Annotated in this window: 23 protein-coding genes; 12 read left to right on the top strand and 11 right to left on the bottom strand. The window is 37.8% G+C overall.

The window, feature by feature from the left end; translation table 11 throughout:
- Positions 1–96: 96 nt before the first annotated feature.
- The 3 genes from yaaA to V5290_RS15400 all read right to left on the bottom strand — a co-directional run bounded on the left by yaaA (position 97) and on the right by V5290_RS15400 (position 3,095).
- Positions 97–873, bottom strand: coding sequence for a peroxide stress protein YaaA (gene yaaA, locus V5290_RS15410; protein WP_333387753.1), 777 nt, complete (start codon positions 871–873; stop codon positions 97–99).
- 66 nt (positions 874–939) lie between these two features.
- Positions 940–2,049 (bottom strand): PilT/PilU family type 4a pilus ATPase, encoded by a 1,110-nt coding sequence (locus V5290_RS15405; protein ID WP_333387750.1) that lies wholly within the window; start codon positions 2,047–2,049, stop codon positions 940–942.
- An 11-nt stretch (positions 2,050–2,060) separates the two neighbouring features.
- Entirely contained in the window at positions 2,061–3,095 is a 1,035-nt protein-coding gene (locus V5290_RS15400) for a type IV pilus twitching motility protein PilT (RefSeq protein ID WP_333387747.1), read from the bottom strand.
- Positions 3,096–3,115: 20 nt separating this feature from the next.
- Here V5290_RS15400 and V5290_RS15395 point away from each other — a divergent pair, with 20 nt between their 5' ends.
- From V5290_RS15395 to V5290_RS15365, 7 genes are all read left to right on the top strand, one after another.
- Entirely contained in the window at positions 3,116–3,808 is a 693-nt protein-coding gene (locus tag V5290_RS15395; RefSeq protein WP_333387744.1) for a YggS family pyridoxal phosphate-dependent enzyme, read from the top strand.
- A 24-nt stretch (positions 3,809–3,832) separates the two neighbouring features.
- On the top strand, positions 3,833–4,657 hold the full coding sequence (gene proC / locus V5290_RS15390; RefSeq protein WP_333387741.1) for a pyrroline-5-carboxylate reductase: 825 nt from the start codon (positions 3,833–3,835) through the stop codon (positions 4,655–4,657).
- Positions 4,658–4,694: 37 nt separating this feature from the next.
- Entirely contained in the window at positions 4,695–5,240 is a 546-nt protein-coding gene (locus tag V5290_RS15385; protein ID WP_333387738.1) for a YggT family protein, read from the top strand.
- A gap of 164 nt (positions 5,241–5,404) precedes the next feature.
- Positions 5,405–6,016: an XTP/dITP diphosphatase gene (locus V5290_RS15380; protein WP_333387735.1), complete on the top strand. Its 612-nt coding sequence runs from the start codon at positions 5,405–5,407 to the stop codon at positions 6,014–6,016.
- A 143-nt stretch (positions 6,017–6,159) separates the two neighbouring features.
- Positions 6,160–7,302, top strand: a complete 1,143-nt coding sequence (gene hemW / locus V5290_RS15375; RefSeq protein ID WP_333387732.1) for a radical SAM family heme chaperone HemW — start codon at positions 6,160–6,162, stop codon at positions 7,300–7,302.
- A 17-nt stretch (positions 7,303–7,319) separates the two neighbouring features.
- Entirely contained in the window at positions 7,320–8,072 is a 753-nt protein-coding gene (locus V5290_RS15370) for an AzlC family ABC transporter permease (protein WP_333387729.1), read from the top strand.
- Positions 8,069–8,386 carry an AzlD domain-containing protein gene (locus V5290_RS15365; protein WP_333387726.1) on the top strand — a complete coding sequence of 106 codons (318 nt, stop codon included), beginning with the start codon at positions 8,069–8,071 and terminating at the stop codon, positions 8,384–8,386. Before V5290_RS15370 ends, V5290_RS15365 begins: the two co-directional genes overlap by 4 nt.
- A 101-nt stretch (positions 8,387–8,487) precedes the next feature.
- Here V5290_RS15365 and recA read toward each other — a convergent pair whose 3' ends face one another.
- Positions 8,488–9,537 (bottom strand): recombinase RecA, encoded by a 1,050-nt coding sequence (recA, locus tag V5290_RS15360; protein ID WP_333387723.1) that lies wholly within the window; start codon positions 9,535–9,537, stop codon positions 8,488–8,490.
- A 94-nt stretch (positions 9,538–9,631) separates the two neighbouring features.
- A complete protein-coding gene (locus tag V5290_RS15355) occupies positions 9,632–10,138 on the bottom strand; it encodes a nicotinamide-nucleotide amidohydrolase family protein (RefSeq protein WP_333387720.1) in 507 nt (168 codons plus the stop codon).
- Positions 10,139–10,183: 45 nt separating this feature from the next.
- Between V5290_RS15355 and mutS the strand changes: the two genes are divergently transcribed.
- The 4 genes from mutS to V5290_RS15335 all read left to right on the top strand — a co-directional run bounded on the left by mutS (position 10,184) and on the right by V5290_RS15335 (position 16,383).
- A complete protein-coding gene (mutS, locus tag V5290_RS15350; protein WP_333387718.1) occupies positions 10,184–12,784 on the top strand; it encodes a DNA mismatch repair protein MutS in 2,601 nt (866 codons plus the stop codon).
- Between the two features lie 292 nt (positions 12,785–13,076).
- Entirely contained in the window at positions 13,077–14,216 is a 1,140-nt protein-coding gene (locus V5290_RS15345) for a Na/Pi cotransporter family protein (RefSeq protein WP_333387715.1), read from the top strand.
- Positions 14,217–14,431: 215 nt separating this feature from the next.
- Entirely contained in the window at positions 14,432–15,130 is a 699-nt protein-coding gene (locus V5290_RS15340) for a response regulator transcription factor (RefSeq protein ID WP_333387712.1), read from the top strand.
- Complete coding sequence (locus V5290_RS15335) at positions 15,130–16,383, top strand: HAMP domain-containing sensor histidine kinase (RefSeq protein ID WP_333387710.1); 1,254 nt, start codon at positions 15,130–15,132, stop codon at positions 16,381–16,383. Before V5290_RS15340 ends, V5290_RS15335 begins: the two co-directional genes overlap by 1 nt.
- A gap of 295 nt (positions 16,384–16,678) precedes the next feature.
- Here V5290_RS15335 and V5290_RS15330 read toward each other — a convergent pair whose 3' ends face one another.
- Both V5290_RS15330 and guaD read right to left on the bottom strand, forming a co-directional pair.
- Positions 16,679–17,254: a nucleoside triphosphate pyrophosphohydrolase family protein gene (locus V5290_RS15330; protein ID WP_333387706.1), complete on the bottom strand. Its 576-nt coding sequence runs from the start codon at positions 17,252–17,254 to the stop codon at positions 16,679–16,681.
- 84 nt (positions 17,255–17,338) lie between these two features.
- The gene (guaD, locus tag V5290_RS15325) at positions 17,339–18,646 is read right to left on the bottom strand and encodes a guanine deaminase (RefSeq protein ID WP_333387703.1); all 1,308 of its coding nucleotides are present in this window, start codon (positions 18,644–18,646) and stop codon (positions 17,339–17,341) included.
- A gap of 300 nt (positions 18,647–18,946) precedes the next feature.
- Between guaD and V5290_RS15320 the strand changes: the two genes are divergently transcribed.
- Positions 18,947–20,407: a hypothetical protein gene (locus tag V5290_RS15320; protein WP_333387700.1), complete on the top strand. Its 1,461-nt coding sequence runs from the start codon at positions 18,947–18,949 to the stop codon at positions 20,405–20,407.
- A gap of 129 nt (positions 20,408–20,536) precedes the next feature.
- On the opposite strand, the gene V5290_RS15315 is transcribed toward V5290_RS15320, so the two are convergent.
- The 4 genes from V5290_RS15315 to V5290_RS15300 are packed head-to-tail and all read right to left on the bottom strand — an operon-like array spanning position 20,537 to position 23,929.
- On the bottom strand, positions 20,537–21,418 hold the full coding sequence (locus V5290_RS15315) for a metal ABC transporter solute-binding protein, Zn/Mn family (RefSeq protein WP_333387697.1): 882 nt from the start codon (positions 21,416–21,418) through the stop codon (positions 20,537–20,539).
- A gap of 2 nt (positions 21,419–21,420) precedes the next feature.
- Entirely contained in the window at positions 21,421–22,296 is an 876-nt protein-coding gene (locus V5290_RS15310; RefSeq protein ID WP_333387694.1) for a metal ABC transporter permease, read from the bottom strand.
- Entirely contained in the window at positions 22,296–23,027 is a 732-nt protein-coding gene (locus V5290_RS15305) for a metal ABC transporter ATP-binding protein (RefSeq protein WP_333387691.1), read from the bottom strand. The genes V5290_RS15310 and V5290_RS15305 overlap by 1 nt, the downstream gene beginning before the upstream one ends.
- Positions 23,027–23,929 (bottom strand): metal ABC transporter solute-binding protein, Zn/Mn family, encoded by a 903-nt coding sequence (locus V5290_RS15300; RefSeq protein ID WP_333387688.1) that lies wholly within the window; start codon positions 23,927–23,929, stop codon positions 23,027–23,029. Before V5290_RS15300 ends, V5290_RS15305 begins: the two co-directional genes overlap by 1 nt.
- Between the last annotated feature and the right edge of the window lie 33 nt (positions 23,930–23,962).

Genomic DNA, 23,962 nt, shown 5'->3' with positions numbered 1-23,962 from the left:
AAGAACCTGCAACAACACAATAAAAAAGCCGGTTTACTGAGGTCTTCTCAATAAACCGGCTTTTATTAATCATTAGCCATTAAGCTAAGAAATTGATTATTGCTCTTCGCGTTGGAAGACCAGGTCTGTTTCGCTTGAAGCTGCTTCCACGAAGTAATATCCCGCTTCAGTAAATGCTTTTAGCTGTTCAATATCAGTAACTTCATTTTCCATGATGTAACGCGCCATTAGACCACGGGCTTTTTTAGCGTAGAAACTGATCACCTTATACTGACCATTCTTTTGATCTTTAAAAATCGGCGTAATCACTTTCGCTTTTAAGGCTTTAGGTTTTACCGCTTTAAAGTATTCGTTTGATGCTAAGTTAATAAGGTACTGTGAATCCTGTGCAGCTAACTGTTTATTTAACTCATCAGTGATCAAGTCACCCCAGAATTGATACAGGTTAGTACCACGTTCGTTATCTAAACGCGTTCCCATTTCAAGGCGATACGCTAACATTAAATCTAACGGGCGCAATAAACCGTATAGACCAGACAAAATACGCAGATTTTTTTGTGCGTACTGTAACGTGCTTTCGCTAAGTGTTTCCGCTTCAAGTCCAGTGTAAACATCACCTTTAAAAGCAAATAAACATTGTTTTGCATCGTTATCTAATGAAAAAGGTGTTTTCCATTCAGCAAAGCGAGCGACATTTAAGCCTGCGATTTTATCGCTAACTTTCATTAGTGACCCAACATCTTGCATCGACAGTTCTTGGCAACGATTAATTAATCGCTGACTTTCCGACAATAAGCTAGCTTCTGTGAATTCAGAAGTGGTTGCCGGTGTTTCAAAATCTAAGGTTTTAGCTGGAGAAATAACAACTATCATATTTTTTCCTAATCTTTAAAAATAAGGCTATATTCCTCAGCCTTATTTAACATTCGTTCACAGATATCAGTCGATAGTAAATTCATTTAAGCTATCCGAAGCAAGGTTAGAACTTGACCCCACTTTTAATTTAATCATTAAGCGTAGATCATTGGCTGAATCTGCATGTGCTAGAGCTTCACTATAACTAATTTTTGCTTCCGAATATAATTTAAATAACGCCTGATCTAAGGTTTGCATTCCGGCCTGTTTAGATGACTTCATAATATCTTTGAGCAGGTGTCGTTCGCCCTTACGGATTGCGTTAGATAACGCAGGTGAGTTAACCATTACTTCAAATGCTGCAATGCTTCCTTTTTCATCTAAAGTAGGGATAAGACGTTGAGCAACAATCGCTTTTAAATTCACAGAAAGTTCATTCAAAAACTGATTATGCCCTTCCTCTGGTACATAATGTAGCATTTGCTCTAGTGCTTTTTCGGTACTGTTAGCATTAATGGTAGCCATACTTAAATAACCAGTTTGAGCATGGCTTATTGCATGCGACATACTAACAGGACTACGGATTTCACCTTGTACAATTACATCTGGTGCTTGGCGAGTCGCATTACGTAATGCCTCATCAATTGAATCAGTATCTAGCCCTACTTCTCGTTGAGTGACAACTGAACGAGCATGTTCATGAACAAACTCAATCGGATCCTCAATCGTAAGAATATGCCCTGAAGCATGTTGATTACGAAATCCAACCATAGCAGCTAAGGTAGTGGACTTTCCTGAACCTGTTGGGCCCACAAATAATACTAAACCAGACTTTGCCATACAGATCTCTTTCAACTGATCAGGCAAATATAATTCATCACTAGTTGGGATTCTGTCATTAATTCTACGAATCACCATACCAGGATGATTTTTTTGCATAAAAGCACTGATACGAAACCTACCTAGACCTTCTAAGTACAATGCAAAGTTAGCTTCTTTTTGGCTTTTAAATTGAGCAAGATCTTGCTCATTCATCGTATGTGCTAATAAATCATAAATATCTTCAGAGGTCATTTTATTATCTGATAACGAAGACAATCGACCATTTAATTTAACTGTAGGAGGTAAACCTACTGAAATATATAAGTCAGAGGCTTTTAATCGTTCTAAAGAACTTAATAACTCATTTAGCATACACCTACTCCTTAAAATGTTTTAGGGTCCATTGCTTTTGAAGCAGCATCTTCATAAGCTACAAAACCTTGAGCAACCAAATCTCGTAAACATTGATCTAAAGTCTGCATGCCATGCACTTTACCCGTCTGTATCACCGAATACATTTGTGCCACTTTATCTTCACGAATTAAGTTTCGAATAGCTGGAATCCCGATCATGATTTCATGAGCAGCAATACGCCCGCCACCGCTTTTCTTTAATAGCGTTTGTGAAATAACTGCACGAAGTGATTCTGATAACATAGAACGAACCATCGCTTTTTCAGCAGCAGGGAATACATCAACAATACGGTTAATAGTTTTTGCAGCAGAAGTCGTGTGCAAGGTACCAAATACTAAATGGCCCGTTTCAGCAGCAGTTAAGGCTAAACGAATTGTTTCTAAGTCTCGCATTTCACCAATTAAAATAACATCGGGATCTTCACGTAATGCACTACGTAACGCCATTTCAAAGTTTAATGTGTCTTTGTGCACTTCACGTTGGTTAATTAATGACTTTTTAGCTGTGTGTACGAACTCGATAGGATCTTCAATTGTTAAAATATGCTCATTACGAGAATCATTAATATAATCAACCATAGCCGCTAGAGTGGTTGATTTACCTGAACCGGTTGGCCCTGTCACTAGCACTAAACCACGAGGGTAATCTGAGATATCTTTAAAAATAGAAGGAGCACCTAGTGCCTCTAAAGTTAGGACTTCGCTTGGAATGGTACGAAATACCGCAGCTGAACCACGATTTTGGTTAAATACATTGACACGGAATCGAGCAAGATCTTTAATTTCAAAAGAGAAATCTGTTTCCAATAGTTCTTCAAAGTCTTTACGTTGCTTATCGCTCATAATGTCATAAATTAAATTATGCACTTCTTTATGCTCTAAAGCAGGCATGTTTATTTTACGTACTTCCCCATCTACACGAATCATTGGAGGAACACCTGCAGAAAGGTGTAGATCTGATGCTTTATGCTTTACACTAAAGGCTAATAATTCCGTTATATCCATAATTTAAAAATCCTAATAATATGACTAATATACCTAACAATATCGTAGCTGTTGAACAAAAAATAGCCCAAGCTAGTATAAAAGCACAACGCCAAGACAAAGTGCGGTTATTAGCCGTGAGTAAAACCAAGCCGGTTTCCTCAATTAAACAGGCTTTCTTGCAGGGTTTATCTCACTTTGGAGAAAACTATGTACAAGAAAGCGTAGAAAAAATTCAACAAATAAAAACAGATCCATCTTTTGATAAACCGATTTACTGGTATTTTATTGGTCCATTACAGTCCAATAAAACGCGACCAGTTGCAGAGCATTTTGATTGGGTGCAAAGTGTTGACCGTTTAAAAATAGCACAACGTTTAAGTCAACAGCGCCCAGAAGATATGCCAGACCTTAATATTTGCTTACAAGTTAATATTAGCGGAGAACAGAGCAAATCGGGTACTACTTTATCGCAAGTATTAGAATTAGCAGCACAAGTTCAAGATCTGCCGCGTATAAAACTTCGTGGTATCATGGCGATTCCGCAAAAAAGTGACGACCCAAAAATAGTCGAACAACAATTTTTAGCGTTGCATGAAATTTATAAAACCCTGCAACAGCAATATAAAGATATTGATACGCTGTCGATGGGAATGAGTGGTGATTTAGAAAGTGCAATTAAATGCGGCAGCACCATGGTACGCATTGGCACCGACATTTTTGGCGCACGATAAACGTTAATAGAAAGGAAAAACATAATGCAAGATAAGAAAATCACCTTTATTGGTGCAGGCAACATGGCAGGCAGTATCATTAATGGTTTAGTAAAAGGTGGCTACCCTGCCAACTTGATTTGCGCATCGGCACCCAGTTTAACCAATACTCAAAAACTAGCGGATGAACTAGCTATTACGGCAAGCCAAGACAACAATCAATCTGCATCTTGGGCTGATGTCATTGTATTAGGTGTTAAGCCACAAATGATGGCGGATGTTTGTCAGTCTTTAGTGGATGGCGGTGTTGATTTTACTAATAAGCTGGTTATCTCTATTGCAGCAGGTGTTTCTGTGACACGCTTTCAATCAGTATTAGGCGAGAATACTGCAGTTATCCGTACTATGCCAAACACACCTTCTTTATTACAAAAAGGCATGACAGGCTTATTTGCATCACAACAAGTGTCTCCACAAGATAAAGATTTTGCCAGCGAATTAATGACTGCCGTTGGAGAAATTGTCTGGGTTGAAAATGAATCAGAAATTAACGGTGTAATTGCTGCAGCAGGTTCAGCGCCAGCTTACTTTTTCCTTTTCATGGAATCAATGCAGAAAAAAGCGATGGAGATGGGCTTCAGTAAAGAAGATGCACGTTTATTAGTACAACAATCAGCGATTGGTAGTGCTGAAATGGTTAAACAAAATGCCCACTTAGACCTTGAAACCTTACGTAATAACGTTATATCTAAAGGAGGTACAACTGCAGAAGCTATTCGTACCTTCAACGAGCTAGACCTACCAGAAATCGTAGGTAAAGCGATGCAAGCTGCATCAGATCGCGGCGCAGAAATGGAAAAACTTTTTTAACCCATTGCTTTAAACATTCTATAAAAGGTAGAAATAAATGAATGCAGTTAACTTTTTAATCGATACCGTATTTGACCTGTATCTAATGGTTGTTTTACTACGCGTATGGTTACAATTGGCTAGAGCTGATTTTTATAATCCGTTTAGTCAATTCATCGTAAAAGCAACACAGCCTGTTGTTGCACCTTTGCGTCGTATTATTCCACCTATTGGAGGGTTAGATACCGCCACGGTGTTATTTGCATTTGTTGTTGCAGTTGCAAAGATCTTAGTACTCAGCGCTGTGCTTAATTATGGTATTAACCTACCTGTTGTCTTAGCTTCTGGATTATTTATCTTAGTAACCGCTATCTTTAAAATGCTTTTTTGGGTATTAGTTATCCGCGCAATCTTAAGTTGGGTTAGTCAAGGTCAACACCCTGTTGAAGCAGTAATGATTCAACTAACAGAGCCGCTACTTCGACCTATTCGTCGTATTATTCCACCATTAGGTGGTTTTGATCTATCGATGTTAGTTGTTTTACTGGGCTTACAATTTATAGAAAAGTTAGTGACAGATATACTTGCACAAATACTCGGTTAATCACCTTCTGAATGACCGTAATATAAGGTGTGGCGAAATAACTTTGCCACACCTCGCTTCTCTCCATAACTTCCCTTCACCTCAGCCAACAAAACAGTATAATTAGCCTGTTAACATCAATAAATAAACACGCTTCACTTTCAACATCAATTTTAGGAATCAAAATGAAACAAAAATGGGTATTGGCAACGGGCAATCAAGGCAAAGTGAAAGAGATGAGCGATTTACTCAATAGCTTTTCAATTGAAGTTTTACCACAAAGCCAATTTAATGTGCCAGATGTACCAGAAACAGGTACAACTTTTGTTGAGAATGCGATTATTAAAGCACGCCATGCAGCGAAACTGACTGGACTACCAGCAATTGCAGATGATTCAGGCTTAGAAGTCGATTTTTTAAATGGTCAGCCTGGCATTTACTCTGCACGTTATGCAGGTGAAGCGGCTACTGATAGAGATAATATCGATAAACTATTATCAAAATTAGTCGGTATTAATCCAGAACAACGTAAAGCTCGTTTTCAATGTGTGTTAGTTTACATGCGTCATGCACTCGACCCTACACCAATTATTTGCCAAGGTACTTGGGAAGGCAGTATTACAGAAGAGGTTTTCGGTGAACAAGGTTTTGGTTATGACCCAATATTTTGGGTTGAAAGTGAACAAGCAACTTCAGCTCAACTGACTAAACAGCGTAAAAGTGAATTAAGTCACCGCGGTAAAGCGTTAACTCAATTAGTGAGTTTATTAAAAGAACAGCTATCAGCTAACGCGTAATACCGATTACATTAAATATGTTATCTAAATTTTGCACTAGGAAAAATAGTTAAGCTATTTATTGTGATTTGCATGAACTCTACTTTCACCATACAAATATTTTAAAGCGACTTTTATAGTCGCTTTTTAGATTGGAAAAATTAATGTTACAACTTCCCCCACTCAGTTTATATGTTCATATCCCTTGGTGTATTGAGAAATGCCCCTATTGTGATTTTAATTCACACAAGCTTAAAGGAGATATACCTGAACAAGAATACTTAAATGCATTAATAGATGACTTAAAACAAGACTTGCGCTTTGTGCAAGGTCGACGTCTGTTTAGTATTTTTATTGGTGGTGGAACACCGAGCTTAATTTCTGCACCGGGAATAAAATGGCTACTAGAAAATATTCAAGAGTTAATCGCTTTTAACGAAGATATAGAAATCACTCTAGAAGCTAATCCAGGTGCCATCGAAAACCAAAAAATTGCCGATTTTAAAAGTGCTGGTATTAATCGCTTTTCTTTTGGTGTGCAAAGCTTTCAACAAGAAAAGCTTACTAAGTTAGGTCGGATTCATGGAGTAGATGAGGCTAAAACAGCTGCGAAGCAAGCTCACCATGTGGGAATGAAAACCTTTAATTTAGATTTAATGCATGGCTTACCAAACCAAAGTTTAGAAGATGCAATGAGCGACTTAAATACCGCGATAGAGCTTAACCCTACTCATTTATCTTGGTACCAATTAACCATTGAGCCCAATACCCAATATTTTTCTCATCCACCTAAATTACCCGATGATGAAACACTTTGGAGTATTCAAGAAGCCGGTTTGAAATTATTAGCAGAGCATGGGTATCAACAATATGAAATTTCTGGCTATAGCCGACTAGGTTGGCAATGTCAGCACAATTTAAATTATTGGCGTTTTGGGGACTACCTAGGTATCGGCTGTGGTGCTCACGGTAAACTATCATTACCACTTGAAAATAAAATAGTACGAACCACTAAAATTAAACACCCAAAAGGATATTTAGACTCTTCACGCGCTTACATGGACGATTGCATTAATGTTAACAAAGAAGATTTAGTATTCGAATATATGATGAATCGGCTACGTTTAATGGAAAGCTTTAGCTTTTCAGAGTTTGAAGATTACACCGGCCTGAAGCGTTCAGCATTAACCCCCGCTTTACAACAAGCGGAGCAAAAAGGATTAATAAGTGTCATGGCTGAAACTTGCCAGGTAACAGAGTTAGGCCATCGTTATTTAAATGAATTATTAACAATGTTTATGGATTAATTGGCGAGTATTCAAATATGCAAACAAACAGTAGCGCTAATACGATTAAAAAAGCAGAACTTCTTGGCGGTGCAAAAGCAGCCATTCCTTTGATCGTGGGAGGCATTCCTTTTGGTATTTTATTTGGTACGCTAGCGCCTAGTAGCGGTTTATCTGCTTGGGCAACCATGGCCATGTCATTAATTGTTTTTGCCGGATCTGCACAGTTTATTGTGTTGGCATTAATTGCAGTACAAGCTCCTTTAGAAGTGATCCTATTAACCACTTTCGTGGTTAACTTACGTCACTTATTATATGCAACCGCCCTTGTGCCACATATCAGCCATTTATCATTTCCATTACGTAGCTTATTAGCCTTCGGCTTAACTGATGAAACCTTTGCTAATATGAGCCAACGCTATCAACCTAATTCACCGCTAGGCGATGACCACCAATTTGCACACTTTTTTTACCTCGGCTCGATGTTTAGTTTTTATGTTAGTTGGTCATCGGCCACAGCAATAGGTTTAGTGTTAGGGAACGTCATTCCAGATATGACAAGTTGGGGATTAGAGTTCGCCATGTCGGTAACTTTTATTGGTATGGTCATCCCCTATTTAAATACCAAAGCCATGTTTAGCGCAATGTTAAGTGCGGCTATTGCTTCTTTATACTTTGCTTATTTACCTAATAAACTAGGTTTAATTGTTAGTGCATTAATTGGCGTTGCGGTAGGTTTAACTGTCGTTCATTTTCAAAAGTCCCCGCTTTCTGAGGAGAAAAAAATATGAGTGAAGTTTGGTTAATTCTTGGGATGTTTGTTATTACTTTTGGCATTCGATTTGTGATGTTTGCATTTGCCGGTAAGATATCTTTCCCAGTTTGGATGCAACAATCTTTAAAGTTTGTTCCACCAGCTGTACTAACTGCGATTATTGTACCAGCGGTAGTGATGCCAATGGGTGAAATAGACTTCAGTTGGCATAATGTATATCTACTAGCCGCTATCTTCAGTATTGTTATTAGTTTACTAACGAAAAGCCTATTAAAGACTATCTTCTTTGGGATGTTGCTATTTCTATTACTGAAATTTTTGATGGGCTAATACCAATTATATTAAGCATCAATTAAGCACCAATAAAAAAGCCGATGTGATTTAGACATCGGCTTTTTTCATTGAAACAAACTGGTTAGCAGAATAAATATTTATTCTGGTGCTGGACCATCTGTTTCATCATTCTTTTCAGTTAATACAGGCTTAACTAGTAAAATTTCACGTAGCTTGGCATTTAGCTCTTCAGCTATAACAGGGTTTTCTTGTAAGTATTTACAAGCATTTGTTTTACCTTGACCAATTTTACTACCGTTATAAGCGTACCAAGAACCTGATTTCTCTACTAACTCTTGTTTAACACCTAGGTCGATTAATTCACCTAAATTGTTAATACCTTCGCCATATAAGATTTGGAATTCAGCTTGTTTAAATGGCGGTGAAACTTTGTTTTTAACCACTTTAACGCGTGTTTCATTACCAGTGATTTCATCACCGTTTTTAACAGCCCCGATACGACGAATATCTAAACGTACTGACGCATAGAATTTAAGCGCATTACCACCAGTCGTTGTTTCAGGGTTACCAAACATAACACCAATTTTCATACGAATTTGGTTAATGAAAATACACATAGTATTTGTTTGTTTAATGTTACCCGTTAATTTACGTAATGCTTGCGACATTAAACGTGCTTGCAGACCCATGTGCGAGTCACCCATATCACCTTCAATTTCAGCTTTTGGTGTTAATGCAGCAACAGAATCGACAATCACTACACCAACAGCACCAGAGCGAACTAACATGTCACAAATCTCTAATGCTTGTTCACCAGTGTCAGGCTGAGAAATAAGTAATTCATCAACATTCACGCCTAATTTTCTTGCGTAGCTTGGGTCAAGTGCATGCTCTGCATCGATAAACGCACAAGTTTTACCTTGTTTTTGTGCTTCTGCGATAACTTGTAATGTTAATGTCGTTTTACCCGAGCTCTCTGGACCATAGATTTCAACGATACGGCCATAAGGCAAACCGCCTATACCTAACGCAACATCTAATCCTAATGAACCAGTTGAAACTGATTCAATTTCCATCATGGCTGCTGCACCGTCTCCAAGACGCATGATTGAACCTTTACCAAATTGCTTTTCAATTTGGCCTAACGCCGCGGCTAATGCTTTATCTTTATTTGCGTCTTGACTCATTATTCTCTCCAGTGATTGGGTTTTTACTGTATATGCAAGCAGTATACTGACCATTTATACAGTATCAAGTTTTTTATTTAAAAAAGGGTTATATTTATACAGATCCTAGCGCATCTACGTTTTCTATTAAACCTAACAGTGCTAAACGAATAGCTTGTTTTCTTATAGCACTTCGATCGCCAACAAACAGATAACTTTCAGTTTTATGACCACTGTGTGCGTTATACCAAGCAATACAAACTGTGCCTACTGGTTTTTCGTCGCTACCACCATCCGGACCTGCAATACCACTGATGGCAACGGCGATATCGGCATCTGAATTTTTAACTGCGCCAATAGCCATCGCATTAACAACCTCTTTAGAGACAGCACCAAACTCAGTAATTAAACTTGTTTCTACATCTAACATCTGAGTTTTGGCACCATTACTATAGGTAATAAAGCTACGATCAAACCACAGTGAACTTCCAGAAATTTCAGTAATAGCGTATGCTACTCCTCCACCGGTACAGGATTCAGCGGTTGTCGCTACTAAGCCAGCATTAGTTAGTTTTTTACCTAATATTTGCGCTAGTTCTTGAACGGTTTTTTCAGTCAACATCGTTTTCCGCCTTTTTTAGAAATAGTTATTTTAAGTGTATTCATTATGAAGCCAACAGCGCAAGAATTAAAACAACATACTCCCATGATGCAACAATTTTTAACCTTAAAAAGTGAGGTACCTGACACCTTACTATTTTATCGCATGGGCGATTTCTACGAATTGTTTTTTGAAGATGCACGTAAAGCATCACAGTTACTAGGAATATCTCTAACCCAACGAGGTAAAACCGGCGGCAATGCTATTCCAATGGCAGGTGTTCCTTATCATAGTGTAGAAGGATATTTAGCAAAGCTCATTAACTTAGGTGAATCCATTGCCATTTGTGAGCAAGTTGGCGATCCAGCGACTAGTAAAGGCCCGGTTGAACGTAAAATTGTACGTATTATCACACCAGGCACGATCACTGATGAAGCTTTGTTAGATGATAAACAAGATAACTTACTCTGCTCTGTTTATCAGCAAGGTGAGAACTTTGGTATCGCATCTCTTGATATTGGTAGTGGTCGTTTTATCGTTAATGAATTTACTAAAGCAGAAGCAATACAAGCAGAGATACAACGTTTAAATCCTGCGGAGTTACTTTACCCAGATAACTTTGAGTCGATGGAATTAATTGAACATCTATCGACTATTCGTCGACGCCCTGAATGGGAGTTTGAATTTGGTACCTGTAAGAACTTATTAACACAACAATTGGGTACACAAGACTTAGTGGGATTTGGTATTGAGCAGTCGCACTTTGCTATTTGTGCTGCAGGTGCCGTATTACAATATTTAAAAGATACACAACGTACCGCGTTAACACACATTCAATCAGTGACGTTAGAACAAAGTACTGATACGGTTATTTTAGATGCAGCGACGCGTCGTAACTTAGAGCTTACCTTTAACCTGTCTGGCGGAACCGATAACACCTTAGCACAAGTACTCGATACGACTGTGACACCTATGGGTAGCCGTTTATTAAAACGCTGGATCCACCAGCCAGTGCGTAACTTAACCGTCCTTAATTATCGTCAAACCATGATCCAAACATTAATGGATTTCGATTTAACTGATGCTTTATCGATTCCACTGAAACAGATTGGCGATATTGAACGTGTCATTGCACGATTAGCATTACGCTCTGCTCGACCACGTGACTTAACTCGTTTGCGTTGCGCTTTTTCTTTATTACCTGAATTACAACATCTTATTGCAGAGCTACCTAAAGAACTGGTAGCAACGCTAAGCGAAGAGATGGGTAATTATCCTGAATTATTAAACTTATTAGAAACGGCAGTGATCGATAATCCACCCGTCTTAATTCGTGATGGTGGAGTTATTAAAGAAGGTTATAACGAAGAGCTAGATCATTGGCGTAATTTATCTAAAGGTGCAACAGATTACTTAGAAGCACTTGAGCAGCGTGAGCGAGAAAGCACTGGTATTAGTACTTTAAAAGTAGGTTACAACCGAGTACACGGATACTTCATTGAAATTGGTCGCAGCCAATCAGATAAAGTACCTGAACATTATGTACGTCGCCAAACACTAAAAGGTGCAGAACGTTACATTATTGCTGAATTAAAAGAACATGAAGAGAAAGTACTTTCTAGTCAAGGCAAAGCCTTAGCCTTAGAGAAGAAACTTTATGAGCAACTAATCGACCTGTTACTACCGCACCTAAGAAGCTTACAGTTTACAGCAAAAGCCTTAGCCGAGTTAGATGTCCTTAATACCTTAACTGAACGAGCATTAACCTTGAATTACGTTCGCCCTGTCTTACAAAAAGACAACGGCATCAATATTCAAGAAGGCCGTCACCCCGTCGTTGAACAAGTTAGCAAAACACCATTTATTGCTAATCCAGTTAATTTACATAATGACAGACGAATGTTGATCATTACCGGCCCGAATATGGGTGGTAAATCGACCTATATGCGACAAGTAGCTTTAATGGTGTTAATGGCACATATTGGGAGTTTTATCCCTGCAGAAAGTGCAACCATTGGCCCTATTGATCGTATCTTCACGCGTATTGGTGCATCTGATGATTTAGCGAGCGGGCGTTCAACCTTCATGGTTGAAATGACCGAAACAGCAAATATCCTGCATAATGCAACGCCTAATTCATTAGTATTAATGGATGAGATTGGTCGAGGAACCAGTACTTTTGATGGTTTATCACTTGCTTGGGCTTGTGCGGAACAATTAGCTGAGAAGATCCAAGCTTATACATTGTTTGCCACCCACTACTTTGAGTTAACTCAGTTGCCAGAAACTATTCCTGAACTGGTGAATGTTCACCTTGATGCTGTAGAACATGGCGATAGCATTGCCTTTTTACATGCATTACAAGAAGGTGCTGCGAATAAGAGCTATGGCTTACAAGTAGCAGCCTTAGCAGGTGTCCCGAAACTAGTATTAGACAATGCAAAAACTAAGCTACAACAATTAGAAGCATCATCAATACAATCTCAGGATAAGGCTATAAATCAACCCGTTGAAAAAGAAATTGTACCGAGTAACCTACAAGGCAGTTTAGACTTTGCACCTATTGAAGAGCATAAAGCCGTCACATTATTAGCGAGTTTAGACCCAGATGAATTAACACCTAAACAAGCTTTAGCCGCTTTATATCAACTTAAAGAACAACTATAAAAATACCGATGGGTTTATCTGCATCGAAACAGATAAACCCATCCTATTCACTTTCCTACACCTGCCATCGACTTCATTATTGCTTTTATTAAGCTAGTCTCGTTAACCCAAAAACTCAATAATCTCACTTAACTCTCAATTTCTGTTAAGTGTGACAGTAATATTTCAAAAAAATTATCAAATTATTACAATTGAAATATTTCTGTCACATTTCTCTGTTTTAATCGCGACGATAAAAAATTAAACAGATTAAATAATTGAAAACATCACGTCAGTAATAGGCTTAATAATTATGAAAAATGAACATAACAACACAACACTGAATCAATACTTCAATTGGGCTGCGGTGATATTTTTAGTTTACTGTATGTTAGTTGCTGTTAGCAGTGTAAGCAGTGGCTTCAAATTATTTTCAGGCGGTGCTGCAGGTGCTGCAGAAATATTTCAATTTGCGAGCAATCCTTTAGTTGCACTTATTTTAGGAACACTTGCAACTGCCCTAGTACAATCTTCTTCAACAGTAACAGCAGTAACCGTTGGTTTAGTAGCGGGCGGATTACCTATTTCAATTGCAATCCCATTGATTATGGGTGCAAACATAGGAACAACCATTACTAACTCTATCGTTTCAATTGGTCACGTACGTAACAGTGATGATTTTAAACGTGCCTTCAGTGCAGCTACCGTACATGACTTCTTTAATTTAATTGCTGTACTTATTTTCCTACCGTTAGAGTTGATGTTTGGTTTATTAGAAAAAATGGCAGGCGCAGCTTCTCACTTATTAGTTGGTAGCGCAGATATGTCGTTAAAAGGTTTTAACTTCATGAAACCACTCACTAAACCTGGTGTTAATGTCGTGTCTGATATTGCTTCTGTAATTCCAGGTAAGTTTGCTGGTATTGCGATGGTAGTGATCGGTGTTGCACTTATTTTATTCTCAGTTACCTTCCTGGGTAAAGTACTTAGAAAAGTGTTAGTAGGTAAAGCTAAAGCAGTATTACACAATGCTTTAGGTAAAGGTCCGGTAGCTGGCATTACGTCAGGTGCATTAATGACAGTCATGGTGCAATCATCATCAACAACGACTAGCCTAATGATTCCATTAGCAGGTAGCGGTATGTTTACGACACGTCAAATATACCCTTTCACTTTGGGTGCTAATATTGGTACAACTATTACTGCACTATTAGCAGCAACGGCTATCTCTGGCGATATGGCTGAAGCAGCATTAACGATTGCTTTAGTACACTTCCTGTTTAATTTGCTGGCAGTAATTGTTATTTACGGTATTCCGTTCCTACGTGAATTACCATTAAAAGGTGCAGAAAAATTAGCTGAAGTCGGTACTAAGAATAAGTTCCTAGCCTTTGGTTATGTAATTGGTACCTTCTTTATCTTACCAGGTTTAATCTTAGTGGGTGTACGCTAAATATAAGTAGGCATTAGACCTATATTATCAAAGCGACTCTCGAGTCGCTTTTTTTGCTTCTGTCTTTCCATAATAAACAATCAATAATTAACTAAGCATTTTTATCACTAATTCAATTTACGAGACATTGACTGTAAATTAACCTCCAATTAACCCATTTGTTGCTATTATCATGTATTAAAATAAGAAGTCAGTAGGGTAAATAGAGGTTAATCATGGATATAGATAAATTACAGTTATTATTGGTTGAGGATGATATTGACTTAGCGACAGCTGTAATCGATTATTTCGAACTAGAAAGAATCCAATGTGATCATGCAGCTAATGGTTTATCTGGCTTTAACTTAATAAAATCTAATCACTACGATGCGGTTATCCTCGATTTAAATTTACCTAAAATGGATGGTCTAACGGTATGTAATACGCTAAGAGCAGAGGGTGTTGATGTGCCTATATTAATGCTAACAGCCAAAGATACGCTGGATGATAAATTACAAGGTTTTGCAAAAGGTGCTGATGATTACTTAGTCAAACCTTTTGCCATGGAAGAGTTAATCGTTCGTATCAAAGTGCTATCTCGCCGACGTAGTGGGCAAGCAAAAAAGCTCAGCATTAGTGGACTCACTTTGGATAACGAACAACAAACCGTGACACGTGATGGCAAGCGTCTAAAGTTATCACCTATTAACTTTAAAATTTTAGAAACATTAATGTTAGCTAGCCCCAATCCCGTCAATCGAGAAAAGCTAATACAAGCTGTTTGGGGGGAAGAGCAACCTGATAGCAATAGCTTAAAGGTACATATGTTCAACTTGAGAAAAGCGGTAGATGGACAAGGCGACAACAAGCATCCAACAAAGCTTATCCATACCTTGGTAGGTTACGGTTTTGTTTTAAAGGATGAACAAAACTAATGAAGATAACTCCCAGTTTACGCGTCTATTTTATTATCGTGATGATCATTACAGGCATTACGACTATTTCGATTATGTCAGTAGTAAGCTTTAACTATTTTATCAATGGATTAGATTTCTCAATTCGTAAAGAGATGCGCACCCAGGCGTTCCAACAGCCAGTTTCTGAAGGTAAGCCAATTAAACTGAATAACTTTGTTATTGCCAGTACCTTTGATGATTTACCTGAGTCCATTAAAAATAATATAGATGAAAGTGAGATGCAGTCTAGGGAATTAGTTAAAAACGTTGATGGGCACCCTTTATTTGCTCCGCCTAAAGCCGGATATTTTGCAATGAAGCTAGAGCGCAATGGTGAAGTACGCTTTGTTGCCACTTCATTCTTTTCTGATCTAGATCTTCCTCAAAAAGATAAATTTTTTCCTCCTTTTAAATATTTAGTAATGATAGCCTTTACCGCAATGGTGTTATTTGCGTTAGTTCCTTATTTTATTTTACGCAAAATCACTAACCCAATTGAAAGCTTAATGGCTTGGGCAAAACAACTTAATAAACAGCAATTAACTAAACCTGCTCCTGACTTTCACTATAGCGAACTTAATAGCCTAGCAGAGATAGTAAAATCGAGCTTACAATCAGTGCAAGCCAGCTTAGAGCGAGAACAACAATTCTTAGGGTATGCGAGTCACGAATTACGCACCCCTATTGCGATCACTCGTACTAATACAGAATTATTACGTAAAATGATCGAGAGAGATATCAGTACAGAAAAGCAACTGCAAGTCTTAGATCGAATAGAACGAGCTAGTTTAAACATGACCAACTTAACAGAAACCTTGTTATGGCTAAATCGTCAAGCAGATAAATCCATCCCGCTAAGCACCGTCTCACTTGGTCAACTAACCGAACAATTACTCAATGAATTACAATATTTACTCAATGATAAAAAGGTTGATATACAAGTACAAACCGATCAAACAGAATATCAATTACCGGCTGTATTATGCAGGATAGTTATCAACAATCTGATCCGAAATGCACTACAACATACCAATGAAGGTAAAATAGTGATAACGCAATCGTCTCGTCAATTAATTATTCATAATCAAGATTTATCAGAAAGTATGACGGAAAATGATTTAGGCTTTGGTTTAGGACTAGAACTAATAGAGCGCTTAGTGAAGCACTATGAGTGGCAATATAAAAATACCGCCACTGAGAACGGTCATTATGTTGAAATTAACTTTATTTGAAGTAAGCAATATAGGTAAAGTTTGATAGATATTAATTTTGCTTAATACGAATAACTAAATAATACCAATTATATTAAATAAGTGATCTAAATTTTACGCAGGAAAAATGACTGAGTTCAAGGCGTAATTTAAGTTAAGTAGTTGTTCTAATTCCGAAAATTACAACGAAGAAATAAGTTATTTTAACAAGTAAAATAGATCAGTTAATTAGTGTGATTGGTATAAGAAGCACAAAAAAGCCAAAAGGCAGTCAGCTCTTTTGGCTTTTGATAGTAATTCCATTAATTAAACTTAATTAATTTACTAATGGCGCTAAATCAGCAGGGCGATAATATACCGATTTTAATACCTTACCTTTACGCACGAGTTTGCTTTCTAACTGCACATCTTCAGCACATTTAGCAATAATAAAATCACCTTTAACACTATCCGTTAATTGTACACCCTGCTTAGCATAAAAAGCGACGGTATCATCGAACTCTTGTTGGTTACGGCATACCTTGCTCATGTTACTTGAGTGCACTTCATTCCAACAAGTAATGAAATCAATATCACGCTGTTTAGCGACATTTAAGAACAGATCAATTAAGTAAGAAATCGCTAAGTTATCTTCAACTTTTGTATCACCTAAATGCACCAATCGTCCCATCAATACATATACACTATCTACAATAGCATCAGCTTGCTCAACCTTATCAGGCGCTTCAGCTAACTCAGTTAACTCTTCGATGATTAATGAAGTATGTAATTCATCAGCTTTTTCATCCATGCTTTCTGGCGCATTACATTGCAGATCAAAAGTTTCTCTAAACTGCGTAATATCGGTATAAAGCTTGGTATAAAGTTCAGTAGTTAATTGCGTTAATTTCATGGTGTTTCCTATCTGTAACAGCGTAATAGCAAAGTCTAAATTTAGCGCCCTATTATAGACAGGAAAAGTATTTAAATATATGGATTACGCAGCGCTATAAACTAATTTCCCAGCAACGTAGGTCGATTGGATATTACGTTCGTCACCTAACATCATTAATGCAAATAACTTATCCTGTAAATTAGTTGAATTCTCAAGACGCAATGCTTGTAGATCTGTTGCGGCCCAATCTACAACAATAAAGTCAGCTTCTTTACCCGCCGTTAAATTACCTACTTTATCAGCCATGCTTAATGATTCCGCACTGCCTAAGGTCGCCATGTATAAACCTTTAAAGACCGATAACGTTTGTCCTTGCAGTTGCATAATTTTATATGCCTCACTCAAAGATTGCAGTTGTGAAAAGCTAGTGCCGCCACCTACATCTGTCGCTAAACCAACACGCACTTTAATATCGTCAGCTTTTTCTAAATTAAATAAACCACTGCCTAAGAACAGATTCGAGGTAGGACAAAACGCAATCACTGAATCACTCTCAGCCATGGTTTGCCACTCTTGTTCAGTTAAATGAATACAATGCGCAAAAACACATTTATCACCTACTAACCCATAATGGTCGTAAACATCAAGGTAACCAGCACGTTCTGGGAATAAAGATTTAACCCATTCAATTTCATCTTTGTTTTCTGAAAGGTGAGTTTGCACATACACATCAGGGTATTCAGCTTTTAGCTTACCCGCCATCGCTAACTGTTCAGGTGTAGAAGTCGGTGCAAAGCGTGGTGTGATGGCATATTGTAAACGGCCTTTATTGTGCCATTTATCTATTAACGTTTTCGATTGGTCATAGCTTGATTGCGCAGTATCTAATAAATAATCTGGCGCATTACGATCCATCATAACTTTACCGGCAATCATACGCATATCAATTTTATCGGCTTCTTCAAAGAGCGCATCAACAGACTCAGGATGCACAGTACCAAATACTAATGCACTGGTTGTTCCGTTCTTTAATAGCTCATTAACAAAGAACTGCGATATTTTTTTCGCATAGGCTTTATCTGAAAATTGTTTTTCTGTTGGGAAAGTATAAGTCTCGAGCCATTCTAATAACTGTTCACCGTAAGCAGCAATCATCTCGGTTTGAGGATAGTGAATGTGTGTATCGATAAAACCAGGCATGATTAATTGCCCACGCTTATCTTCTAATTGAGGATATAAATCTGCACTTTCTTGCGAAAAAGTAGTCAATGAACTGACTTTACCATTTTCAGTAACCAGAATACCGTCGGCGATATATTGATAAGCATCTTCGATATTATCGACTTTCGCAGGATCATTAAGGAAGTGTAAAAAACTCGCACGGATAGCTGTAATAGATTTTTGGTTCATAAAATTCGCCCATAGTTAAATTGAGATTAAAAAAATAACTATGATTTTTGACTTGAATTTAACAAGCCCTTGTTCAAGCGTTTTTATTATTAACAACCGAAAATCACCAAAAGCTAAGTTAATATATCCAATTTTTTTCAAATCTGAAAGCACTAATTACATATTATTAACATCTAAAAAAGCACTGTGATTTAAAATATAAATAAAATAAATAATTATAAAAAGTTAAATTAATTCACAGCTTTATCATTACAAAGTGTAATGACATAGCTATAATAGAGCCCTACTAAGGAGGACCCATTGCCCAACATCGCTCTAAAGAAAGACGGAAAATTATCGTTCAAACTTACCCACCATATGGAACAGGGGACTTTTCGACGTATCGATTTATATTTTTCTTTGCCAAAAGAGATGGGCATCAATAAAAATACCTTATCTGAAAGTGATTACTTTAATGCCGGCATTGATGGTCGTCGCGCTTATCATACTCATGGTCTGCATTTACCTTTATTGCATCGCCGTTTTGCAACACGAATGAAACGCTCTACAGCTGAATATAAAAGCAATTTGAACATGTTTGCTTACCAATACATTTCAGCATTAGAAACAGATGCGAATGAAGTAATCGCTATTGGTGAGAATGAAGGGTTAGAAGCTTTTTATGAATCAGCAACTGAGCTAGCAGAACACTGTTTGGACATTTTAAAAAAGCACCGTGGTCACCATCCTAAAAGTACAAAACTCAATTCTATTTATGAAAATGTAGATAACTATTTATCATGGTTCACTGAACAAACTATTATGCGAATGCTGGTTAAAAAACCACGCCAAAGTGCATTTTCAGAAAATCGTTTATCATTGTTGGCGATTTGTGAAACTGAAAGTGAATACCGTAAGAAAAAAGGTTATAACTCCGATTCTACGCTAAAAGACCCCAACCGTATTGCTAATAAAATGCGCTTATTACGTCGTTTGATTGAATACAGTGTTATCTTCAAAAGTAAAACGATTGTACTAGGAAATATTACTCGAAAGGTAGTAACGGGTGTTGCTACTGCATTGTTAATGAGTGTGGTCCTAGTATTAATCATCAAAACACAGGGTGCTTTTAGCCAACTAACTACATTGATGGTGTTTATACTGTCTATTATTTATGGTGTGCGTGAAGTATTTAAAGATGACTTTAAAAATATTTTGTGGCGTTGGATACGTAAAGGTAAGCCTAAATGGGCGCGTACTTTATATGATTCAACCAATCAACATGAAATGGCAAAACAAAAAGTTTGGTTAGATTACACCAGTAATGCCAGCCTGCCTCAGCAAACTAAAGCTCTGCTAGCTGAACGTAACACTCAAAATAAACAGAGTGCACAACTCTTACATTACCGAATTGAAAGTCGTATCAGTAAAAATGGTTTTCAAGCTGGGTATGACACTCTTGAAGAGAATATTTTATTTAGTTTACGTCCTCTTACTCGTTATGCCGAAGGTGGAACAGGTAAGGTATTTGAACGTTTGAATACAACCAATAATAAAGACAAAATTCAAAGCACAACTATAGAGCGTCGCTATCAAATCAACATTATTGTCGCTGTAGATCAAGGTCAATACTTAGAGCAATTCGAGCGGTATCGAATTACCTTAAATCGTTCAGGGATTGTAGAAATAGTGAAAGCAGGCGAGGCGAAAATTAAAGATCCTGCCGATAGAAAACGTCAATCTAAACTGTCTTCATTATTGCATATTAACCGACGCACTTAAGCGATAAAAAAAGTCGTTATCCAAGTGGTGGATAACGACTAGGTACTCTTAAACTGTAGTTAATATCAATCCTAAAAAATAACTTTTCTACTTGTAAAAACAACGTTAAATTTGGGTAACGATATCACACTAAAACAACCAAGCTTGTAATGGATTTTCTAAACTAATCCCTTTACTCCCCCAGCGATCGATACTATTCACATGTAAAATATGGTCAAAATCAGGCAGTAACGCTTTCAACTGAGCAGAGACTTTTCTGGTGGTTAGGATCCACAGCTCTGGAGATTCTTCAATTAACGCTTTTAACTGTGCTTTATCTTGCTCAGTCCAATTCAACTCTTCTTTAAATAAACGATTCACTACAAATAATTGATTTGCAGAAGCAAAGTCTTCTAATTGATCTGACAATAACACAACGGAATCAATCTCTTTATCAAATAGCGTGCTTTGTTGTTGGTTAATCAATTGACGGATATCGATCAACAATTGTTGCTGATTTCTTTCTATAATCTGTTGCTGCTCTGGCCAAATGCGCTTTAAATCATCACTGACAATACTCGACATCGTGCTCAAGTTATTAGGATTAAGCCAAGCATAAATAGAGCTATTGCCACTTTCTAATTGTACGGTAGCGATCCCTTTTGCTCTTGGTGAAATCGATTGTGAGGCATCAACTTCAATGATCTTAATATTACCTTCCCGCGCGTAAGCAAATAGTGGATCTTGAGGCCAAAGAGAGCGCAGTGTAATTGCTACTGAAGCTTGCTGTGCTTCACTCATTACCTTTGCTTCACCTTTTGTTGCAAACCAATTTCCTAATCGTTCAATACCGTATCGCTTAGGCGCAAGATAAGTCGTCGTAATTGGCGTGCCTTTCATTAATTGGGTAGCAAGCATATAAGTAACAGGTGTTGTTGTTAGGATATCCTTTGCCATCGCATGGCTTGATAACAGTGACATTAGCATTATTACTAAAGGTGATGGGCGCAGTATGTTATGTAATTTTTTCATGGTTACTTTCTCCCTACAATACGTGTCACTGTGGCGATTAAAAAGAAACTTGCTGCCACAAGAATAATCGATGCTCCCGATGGGATAGGTAATTTAAGCTCCATTGGCAATAAGGTCCCAATAATACAACTCAGTGTCGCAAGTAATGAAGATAACAACACAAAACTGCCCATACTTTTAGTCATTAAACGAGCAGTAGCACCTGGAATTAATAACAATGCTCCTACTAGCACAGCTCCCACAATTTTCACTGCTGCTATTGTGACAAGAGTAATCATCATCACAAACAGGTAATCATAAAAGTGAGTATTGTAACCGCGGACTTTGGCAATATCAGGGCTAATAGACGCTAATAAAATACGGTTAAAAGTAAACATTAATCCGACGATAATTAATAAACAACTAAGCCCTAACACTAATAAATCGAAATCGGTAATAGTTAAGATTGAGCCAAATAATACATTCTCTAACATATGGATATTAATTTTACGCGCTACATACATTAACAATGCAGCCCCCCCAGCTAAAGCAACCGCAAGGAATACTCCCACTAAAGTATCGTAAGGCACAGCAGTTCGATTACGCACAAAATGCAATAACAAAGCAAAGATCATGCAGAAACAAAATAGTCCGATAATTGGATTTTCTGGGGGCTCTCCTAGTAACACACCAATGGCGATACCGGTCAATGCAGCATGGCCAACTGCTTCAGAGAAAAACGCTAAACGCTTGGCAATGACTAAGGTACCCAACCCGCCTAATAAAGGTCCGACTAACAAAGCAGCAACTAAGGCATTGACCATAAAAGCATAGGAAAAGCTTTCACTTAACCAACCTGCTTCAGCACCTTGGCTTGCCAATAAACGCAACGTATCCATTATACGACCTCACTTTTTTGCTGGCTTGAATGATGACGATAATGATTAAACAGACGCTCAATTTTACTAGGTTGTAAAACATCTTCTGCCTGCCCGCTCTCTAATAACAAGCCGTTCACTACGTGCACCGTTGCCTGTAAACGGCGTACGGCACTAATGTCATGATGAACAATCAAAATAGTTTTGTTTTCTTTAACTAAATCATTAATTAATGATTCAAAGTAACGTACACCTTGATCGTCCATACCATTGGTTGGCTCATCTAAAATCAATAAATCGGGATCATCCAGCAAAGCTTGCGCAAACAACACACGTTGTTGTTCACCACCAGATAACTGCCCCATACGAAACATCGCGCGATCTTCCATGCCCAATCGAGCTAATTGCTGTAGTGCTTTGACTTTATGCTTTTTATTGAAGTTAAAAAACAATGGAGAGCGGCTTTGGTTTAATAAAATAAAGTCCAGTACTGTCAGTGGTAAACTTGGTTCAAAAGTGGCTTTTTGCGGTACATAACCGATCTTGCCTTTGCTTTGTTGCCATTGAAATTGAATCTCACCTTTAAAGGGAGTTAAACCAAGTATGGAACGTAATAAAGAAGTTTTCCCTCCACCATTTGGTCCCATTACAACATGGCACAGCCCTGCCTCTAACCTTGCAGTGACTTTCTCTAAAATGATGTTGTTTTCATAACGTAAGCTAACATCATTTAATATGATTGCAGGTCCCATTACGCACCACCTTTTTGCTGAGCGGTATATTTCATGGCTTCGACTAATGTATCTATATTTTGCTGCATTTCGATCTCTACTTTCTCTAATCGATAAGCGCCGTGGGTCATATGTGAAAAACGATATAACTTAATACCCGTCTCTTTTTCGATGTTATCGACGTAACGATTAGGCATATTTAATTCGTAGAACAGCACATCAATACCTGATGAACGTATCTTTTCAATGGTTTCCTGCAGCTGGCTGGCACTTGGTTCAACCCCGTGCGCAGGCTCAATCACAGCAGAAACTTCAACGCCAAACTCCTGTAGGATATAACCGTAAGCATTATGTGTGGTTGCGACCTTCATACCCGCGGTATTAATATCGCTTAATGCCATCATTGCTAGGTGCTTCATCTTTCTAAACTTTAACGCGTATGCTCTTGCGTTGGCGCGATATAATTTAGCATTATCGGGATCAATCTTGCTCATTTCAGTCGCAATGGTATAAACCTTCTGAATTGTCGTAGATACTCCTACGAAGGTGTGAGGGTTTACTACGCCTGTCCCCACTGACTGCCCCATTGCCGGTAACAAAGGCACGTCTTTATTAGCTTTAATAACAATCAGATCAGTGCGGTTGGCTGCTTTAATAACTTTTAAGGCAAAGTCATCATGACCAATACCATTCACGATAATCACATCCATCTGGTTTAAACGACGTAAATCATTCGCTTGTGGTTGATAATTGTGTGGATTAAAACCTTCATCGACTAAAGGCAATACGTTAACCTGATCGCCCACAACCGCTTTAACATAACTAAAGTAAGGTTGTAGGGTGATACCAACGGTTAGTTTTTTAGCATAGATTGAAGCGCTAAAGGTCAACAGCAATAAGGTGATTGAGAGGCGTTTAAGCATGATAATAGTCTCGATAAGGCCAAATATAATTTG

It is taken from the genome of Psychromonas arctica (genome assembly GCF_036697365.1).
Classification (GTDB): Bacteria; Pseudomonadota; Gammaproteobacteria; order Enterobacterales; family Psychromonadaceae; genus Psychromonas; species Psychromonas arctica_A.
The sequence above is the reverse complement of the archived record's forward strand: the minus strand, read 5'-3'. Positions and strand labels throughout refer to the sequence as shown.